Here is a 7,889-nt window from a genome sequence, read left to right on the forward strand (position 1 = left end):
TGATAATCGGGTCGTTCTGCCAGTCAGCTAAGTGTTGAAGCTGCCAAGCCGTCAATCAAGAGGAGGCGGAAGGGGCATACGCGGCGGGGCGGTGCGCCACATCAGCGCGACTTCGTCTTCCGTCAGGCCGTAGGCACGTTCAACCATGGCCGCGAGGGCGCGTTCGTGGGCGAGCAGTTCGCCTCGCGCGGTGCGTGCGGGTTCGGCGGTTTCGGCAAAGGCATCACGGAGCTGGCGCAGCTGGGTGGGCGTCAGCGACTGGCGGCGCGGCAAAGCGGCACGGACAGCGGCAATGAAGCCATCGCTGTCGAGAAGGCTGGCTTGGCGGAGGGCGGTATTGACCTGCACATTTGAAAACTCGATCTGAAGCCAATCGGCCAATGACGATTCCGCACGATTTATCGCATCCTGCGATTGCTTTGCCAGAGCTACCAATTCCGCGACACGATCTCGCTGATCATCAGCCAGCGGTGGAATTGGGAAGTTCCTCACGTACGGAATGTCGAGTGCCAACGCCTCGTCCTTCTTGTGCGGGAACTTCTTGAACATGAAGTACCAACCGGTTGGGGCATTCATGCAAACCTGTAGCCAAAGGTCCGTGGTCGGCAATATCAGCGCCGAGTCATTCAGGAGGTTGTCGCCATTATCGGCACAGATTTGCGCGTAGAACGCAATGCGCCGGATGAGTATTTTGGGCTCGTTGAACCGCTCATGATAATCGACGGAGTCTTGAATTTCATACCATTTGTAGGTCCCTGCTTTCCTTCCCGGCCATTCCGCCCCCTTTGTCGGAGGCACCCAGTTCTCCGGCTTGGGTTCCAGCTGAGTGCGGTAGCGTTGCAGATGCCTCAGGACGCTGGGGTATTGTTCAATGTCGACTCCACGCCGAGCAAAGATCATCCACAGCCCTGCCCATTCGGGCGACCAGCGGCCAATATCCTGCCCACGCAGGTAGGGCTTGATGATCTCCGATGCCGCCGGATGGTCGCGGACCAGTTGGTCACGCGTCGCAGTGTCGATCAGGAAGGCTTCGTTGAAGCCGGTCTTGATCCCGTAAAGCGGGCTGACCCCGGCATATTCGGACAGCGGCACGCCGCGCTCGCGGATTTTGCGCAGCAGCGCGGCGACATCCGGCGGCTCCAGCACCCAGGGCTCTGCTGTCAGGTCTGATCGCGCTGCCCGGTAGGTCGCGGCATCCACCGCCAGCGCCAGCCCTTCACGCGGAACCTCGTCACGCGGGATAACGGCCAGATCGAACTCTTGGGGCACGTCCTCGCCGAGCGGCTTGCGCACGCTGATGACGCAGGGGAAAACATCTGCATCAGGAAACAGATGCTTGGCATGGCCGAAATCGGCGAGGAATTCGATCCAGACATCTTCGGCAAACAGTCGCCGCAGTTCCTCGGCATAGCCGGTCTTCAGCCATTTATTGGTAACGACATAGCCCATACGCCCGCCGGGCCGCAGCAGCTTGATCCCCTGTTCATAGAAATAGACATAGAGGTCGGCCGTGCCAGCATAGGTCGAAAAGCTCTTGGCGAGCGCGGGTTTGATCGCGCTGATTTCTTCCTGCCGGACATAGGGCGGATTGCCGATGACGGCATCGAAGCCGCCGGTGCGAGCGTTCGATGAAAGCTCTGCCCAGACACCGGGAAAAGCGATTTCCCAGTTGAAGAAATTTTGCTGCGCCACATGGCCCAGCGCATCGCCAATGATCCCGCTGGCCATTGTGCGGCGGCGATCATCGGGCCTGACTTCGGGCATCAGGCTGGCCTGTGCCCCGTCATCGCTATCGCCGTCCATGATCGCCAGATCGCCGCTGGCGATACGGCTCGGGTCGCCGAAGCTGCCTTCGAACACCAGCTTCAATGCTTCGGCCTGATCGAACTTGCGCTCGGCCTCTGCGGCACGGGTGGCGGCGCGGTCGATCCGTTCGATTTCCTTGGCCTTGGCAGCTTTTTCCTTGTCAGTCTTTTCAGGCATGGCGGCGATGCGTTTATCGCCATCGGCGCGGATTGCTGCTGCTGTCTCGCGCGGACGCTTTACGTTGGTTTCCAGCACGCCCATCAGCTCGTCCGCTTTGACCAGCGACAGCAGGGCATTCAGCGGGCGGCTCGATTCCGCGACGGTGCCGAAGAGCTGCTTTGATTGGTGCACTTCGGTCAGGTCGGTATCGGTCAGCCCCTCAATGGTTTCCATATGCCGCACGACATTGGCCAGCGGGGCAAGATGATTGTTGGCGATCAGCGATCCGCGCGCCTGCAACCAATCCATTGTTGGGCGCACCCATCCGCCCAGCACAGAATTGCCGCAGCGCAGATGGTGATCGAGGAAAGACAGCGGTGCGCCGACTGTGAAGCTGTGTAGCCAGAGCGAGACCTTGGCCAGCTCAACGGCCATGCGGTTGAGATCCACGCCGTGGATGCAGCGTTTGAGCACCATGCGCCGGACGATGTGGCGGTCCTCGAGCTGGTCCTCGACAATCGGCCAGCCATGGTCGCGCGCGTTGGCTAGGATGGCTTCACGCAGGCCAGCAATGTTTTGAACCAGCGGCGACGCATAGCTATCGCCCGCAATTTCCTCGGCGTCCCCAATCGCGGTGAGCACTTTGTCCGAGAGCCAATCGACCAGGCTGACCAGAAAATGCCCGCTACCCATTGCGGGATCAACAATCCGCAAAGAGAGCAGCGCCATCGCTGGATCATGCTGGGCGAGTTCCGCGCCTTTCAGCCCTTGTCCGTGGGCCGCCTCAAATGCTGCCCGTTTTTCCGCAACTACCGGGCCGACCGTTTTCTCAATAATCAGCGAAACCAGTGGCTCGGGTGTGTAATACGACCCGGAACGATGGCGGGCCTGATTGTCGGCTCGCGGCTTGACGCTGCGGGCCTCAAGATCTGGCTCCACGCCATATTCGAGGATGGATTCATAGATTGAGCCCAGCTGCTGCACCGAAAGATCGCGATAGTTGATGTAACGCAGTCTCCCGTCCTCGCGGCGGTGCGACAGTGCCAATATGACTTCAGCCAACACGGTGTCGGGCAAGCGGATACGCGAGAGCAGCGGAGATTCCGCTGCATCGAATAGGCCACCATTATAGGGCGGGATGCCAAGGCTGTCGTCGCCCTCGGCAATAGCCCCGAAGATCGTTTCGAGCCGCGACCAGTAGGCGTGGCTCCGCTCCAGGGGCTTGCGACCCTCATTATCCAGTTGCTCGATTTCCTGCCGCAGCCGGGTGAGACAATAAGGCGAATAGGGGCCAGTCTCATCGGGCAGAAGATTGCGGTCTTCGGCATAGAGAATGAACAACAGCCGGTAGAGAAGGAACAGCGCGGAGGAGCGTACTTCCTCTGCATAGGTCGCATTGATCTCGGCAGGCCGATTGGGGTCGGCCAAGGGGATCGCTGCGATCAACTTGGGAAACACGTTCGAGAAGACAGTTTCGGCGAGATCCTTTCGGACACGCTCTTCCCAGCGTTTCGTTTCATCAAGCGCGATTAGATGGAAGCTGCGGCCTTGCTCGGTCGGCAGGAACGCCTCACGCCCGAACGCTAGAACGAACAGGCGAAAGGCGTGTTCGGGGGACATGCCGACGTCAAAAAGTTCGGGTGTGCAACCAGGCAAACCGAACAGCTTGCCAAGGTCGATCTCGAAAAAATCTTCGGCAACCGAAAGCGCGTTTTGATAATACAGCCGCCAATTTCGCCCGTTGGTCAAAATGCCCCATGGCATCCGGCCTTCGGTAACCACGCTGGCACGCTGCAGGTAGTGCATGATTTGGGTGGACGGGACACCTTGATCGCCCGTGCCTTGCCGATCGAGCGGTCGCCCCCAGCGCTTGGCCTCCACTAGCGCCGAGCCATGGCGGAACCGCTGCCACGGCTCCAGCCCACTAGCGGTGGCATCGGCATCTGCATCGGGAAACAGCAGCGCATCCGGCACATCTTTGCGCCCGCGGACGGTAAGATTTTGCTGAACCGAAATATGATCCCAGCCCAGCAGCCCAAGTAACGGGTAAATCAACTTCTGCTCGGTATCGGCCTCGGTGGGATTTTTGCGCTTCAGAAGTTCGTCGAGCAAATGGCGTGATTGCGCCCACAATTGCGTAATTCGGGCATCATCCAGCGCCAGCCACTGCGGCGTCGCCGTGATCCCTTCCGTCAGCCAATCTGTTGTGAATAAAGCACCTTGATGCAAACGCCGCCTCCCGTCAGCCCGAGCTAGCCAGTTTTGACGGAGGAATGAAGCGATTCCTTGGCGGGGAGCCCTAGGCGTAGATTCGCATCGCGCTGCGATGCCTAGCGAATTGTTATTGTTAGACGACATCTCGTATGATTGGCGCTATGCAAAATGGGATTGGAGACATTGACGGCAGGCGCCAAAATTTTGGAGATTGGGCAGTTATGACCTGCGGCCTGACAGCAGCCGTTCGTCCAGGGTGGCAATTCTAGCCGTTCTCAATTTGTGAGAAAATTTATGTCGACGGTCGAGTCTAGGATCGCCGCAGCTGAGCCGGTTCGTGTAGAGCGCTACGATGAATGTCTTTGGATCTGGCCCGCGCCTCGACGCGCCTCAGGGGGATAAAGCCCGCCAAGCGGTCGCTTCTCTGCGCGGCTACGGATATCAACTCTACACTTCGGGTCTTGCCTGGCTGGGTTTGGCCGACGGCGAGCTACTCTACCTGGAAGTCGCGGAAGACTATGCCATCGCGAGCCGCGAAGCGCTAATTGGCACGCAGGTAAAGGCCACTAGCGGTAGCATTACGCTCCAGTCCGCTGATGTGTACACAGCGATCGATGCCTATGTCGATCTCGTCGCACGTAATCCCGGACGCATTGTTTCGCTCCATTATCTGACGACGGCGGCAATCGGCCTCGAGCGTCGCAAGGACCAACGCATCGCCGGCGAATCCGCGCTGCGATATTGGCGCCAAGCGGCGGCTGGCGCCGATATCGCGCCGTTGCGCACGGTGCTCGAAGACCTCAATCTGAAACCTGCGACCAAGACATATATTGCCTCGCTGTCCGACGCGGCGCTGCGTCGCGAGTTCCTCGCCCGCATCCATTGGTCGTGCGGTGCCCCTGGCCTGGATGACGTCCGTGCCGACCTCGGTGCGGGCCTGATCGAATTTGTCGCGTCGGCCCGTCGACTGTCGAGCCAGGTTGGTAAGGCGGTGTTACCGGCGGTCGTCGAGCGGCTGCTCATGACCGCAGTATCCGATGGTCCCCGCCAATTGCGCCGGCCCCTGGAATGCCGTCGCTAGCTGATCGACGGGATCGACGAGACGGCGATGGTGGCTGTACCCGTCGATCAGCTAGCGACGGCATTCCAGGGGCCGGCGGGGACCGGTGCGTTCTCGCGTCCGTCGCTGTTGGTCCCCTCCGCCGAGCTGCCGCTGCCCACGATCCTCGCGCCGCGTGCGCCGCTGGTGATGGCGCTCGATGAGACCCGGCGCGCTGCTGGACTTGTCTTTGCGACCGGTGCGACGGGTCTGGGTAAATCGCTCCTCGCGCGCCTCGTCGCTGCGCCAACCGATAGCCAATGGGCAATCGTCGATTTCCGCAATCTCAGCCCGGCAGATACATCCGCGCGGTTGCAACTCCTGCTCGGTGAATTGGCGGCATCGTCGGCGACGAGCATCATTCTCGACGATCTGAACGAGATCGACGATCCCGCGATCCGCGATCTGCTGCTTCGCGTGATGGCCGGTCTGCGACGTCGCGATGCAACGGCGATCATAACGAGTTACCGCGCGCCGACCGCCGCTACGCTGCACCAATTGTCGCCCGCTGCGACGCCAGTGGTCGAAATTCCGTATCTGAGCGAGGAGGAAGTGGCCGACCTCGTCGCGTTCACAGGGGGCGACGCCAAATTTGCCGGTCCCGTCTATCGCGCCACGTCTCGCGGACATCCGCAGTTGACCATGGCGGCCCTCCTGCATCTTTCGGCGGCGAATTGGTCGCGCGCGTCGCTGGCGGCGGTGCTTGGTGGCGAGCTGCACACCGAGCTTGGCGCAGAGCGACGTGCCGTACGCCAACGGCTCGTCGCGGCGATGCCCGCCGAAGCACAGCTGCTGCTGTTTCGCGCCAGCATGATCGAGGGTAGTTTCAACCGCGGACTGGCGATGGCACTCGGCAGCCTATCGCCACCGGTGTCGCTTGCCGGTCTTGTACTCGACCGCCTTGTCGGGCCGTGGATTGAGCCGATGCGCCGCGACAGGCTGCGCGTATCGCCGCTGCTCGAAGGCGCGGCGCAGGATGTCTTCAGCATCGACGAGTGCCGGGCGATCCATCACTGCATCGCCGACACGAAGATGCGCAGCGGCGATCTCTCGGTGTTCGATGCCGGAATGGTGTTGCACCATGCGCTTTGCAGCGAGGACGGTACGCTCGTGGCCGCCTTCGCTCACAGTGTGGTCACCTGCAACTCCGAAATGCTCGACATCATCGCCCCGTTCGTCGGCGAGTTGCAATCGTTTCCGAGCGATGTTCCGATTTTCCCTCAGGATCTCGCGGCGTCGGCGATGCTGCGGCTTGCCCAGCTTCTCGCGCTGTTGCCCTACGGTTCGGTGTCGGCGGCGCAGCAATGTTGGGCTGCCCTCGAGCGGGAGCGCGGCGACGTTAAGGGCGAAATCCTGTTCGAAGGTCTGGCCCTCTCGAAACTGCTGCTGCATCCGCGCGCCGGAGAATTGTTCCCCGACTGGATCGAACTGCTCCTGCGCTTCGACAAGCTTACTGCAACTGACCCGCGTCTCGCCACGGCCGGCGGTAATTTTCAATCGAAGGCGGTCGGCAACTCCCATGTCAGCGGCGTCCTGCTCGCCGGCCAGATGCGCAATATCCGCACGGTCGCGGGATTTCGGAGCCTTATCGAACGGCTCGACCGTGAGGAGCCCGCGCTGCGCGATCGGTTCCTCTCGTCTTTTCAGCCAGGTCGCGGCGACCTCTTGATCCTCGTCAATCATGGCTGGCTCAAGGAATCGAAGACAGAAGGATTCGATTGGGAAGCTGCCGCCAGCGACTACGCCGCTTGCGCGGACATCGCTATAGGTTGGCCAAACCCGGGTCTGGCCGCGCGCTGTGCGATCGCCCAGGCGGTCTGCCTCGACGAAAACGGCAACGACGCCGAGCGGGCGCTCGCCTGCCTGTCCGATGCCGAGACGCGGTTCGGATTCGACATAGCTCTCGTCCGGGCGCGCGCCAAGATACATTGGCGCCGGCGCGATCATGCCGAGGCTCTGCCCCTGCTGACCGCCGCGGCGGAACAGGGCGGCCAAGATCCGATCGAGCGCGCCTATATCGCCCGCGAAGCCGGCATCAGCGCCGCAGAGCTCGGCGATTGGGCGGCGGCCCAGAACTGGTTCGACCGCGCCCAGACGATCGCGTCGACCCTTACGCTGCCCGCGGTGCGGGCGATGGCGGTTGGGCTGCTCGCCGACACCGCGCATGCAGCATGCCGCGCCGGACATCCGGATGTCGCGATCGTGAAGCTGCGTGACGCGCTGGTCAGCTTGCCGAGCCTCGATCCCGAGGGGACGCTGCACGAAGCCCATTGCCACCGGGTCGTGCGCCACGCGATGCTATGGGTGTTCAAGGAGCTGACCGGCCGCCTGTCCGGTGCGGACCAGGAGGTTCCGTATTCCCCTGGATGCGCGAGCAATCCGGACCCGCTGGAGGCGATCCGGTCGCATCCCGTGATCGCGCTCGACCTTGCCTTCTACTTTCTCGCCGAAGCCGATGAGGCGCTCGCCGAGCCGACCGGCTTCTATCGCGAGTTTCGAGACTATCTGACCGACGGGCCGATCCTGTCGTCGGAGATTACGCTCGCCATCGCGCAGTGTCCGTCGTCAGAACATTTGGCACAGGTCGCGGCGTAAATTAGCGGAGTGCGGG

At 61.7% G+C, this 7,889-nt stretch carries 4 protein-coding genes; 2 read left to right on the forward strand and 2 right to left on the reverse strand.

What is annotated here, in order from left to right:
• Nucleotides 1-51 precede the first annotated feature (51 nt).
• Nucleotides 52-4,194 (reverse strand): Eco57I restriction-modification methylase domain-containing protein, encoded by a 4,143-nt coding sequence (locus AX672_RS14315; protein WP_155645039.1) that lies wholly within the window; start codon nucleotides 4,192-4,194, stop codon nucleotides 52-54.
• A gap of 337 nt (nucleotides 4,195-4,531) precedes the next feature.
• Here AX672_RS14315 and AX672_RS14320 point away from each other — a divergent pair, with 337 nt between their 5' ends.
• Entirely contained in the window at nucleotides 4,532-5,260 is a 729-nt protein-coding gene (locus AX672_RS14320; protein ID WP_168727491.1) for a hypothetical protein, read from the forward strand.
• Nucleotides 5,261-5,311: 51 nt separating this feature from the next.
• Here the strand turns inward: AX672_RS14320 and AX672_RS18685 are convergent, their stop codons facing one another.
• Nucleotides 5,312-5,773, reverse strand: coding sequence for a hypothetical protein (locus tag AX672_RS18685; protein ID WP_168727492.1), 462 nt, complete (start codon nucleotides 5,771-5,773; stop codon nucleotides 5,312-5,314).
• A 24-nt stretch (nucleotides 5,774-5,797) separates the two neighbouring features.
• On the opposite strand from AX672_RS18685, the gene AX672_RS14325 reads away from it, so the two are divergent.
• Nucleotides 5,798-7,873, forward strand: a complete 2,076-nt coding sequence (locus AX672_RS14325; protein WP_168727493.1) for a tetratricopeptide repeat protein — start codon at nucleotides 5,798-5,800, stop codon at nucleotides 7,871-7,873.
• Nucleotides 7,874-7,889 lie beyond the last annotated feature (16 nt).

This window comes from Sphingomonas sp. CCH10-B3, assembly GCF_001556185.1.
Taxonomy (GTDB): Bacteria; Pseudomonadota; Alphaproteobacteria; order Sphingomonadales; family Sphingomonadaceae; genus Sphingomonas; species Sphingomonas aquatica.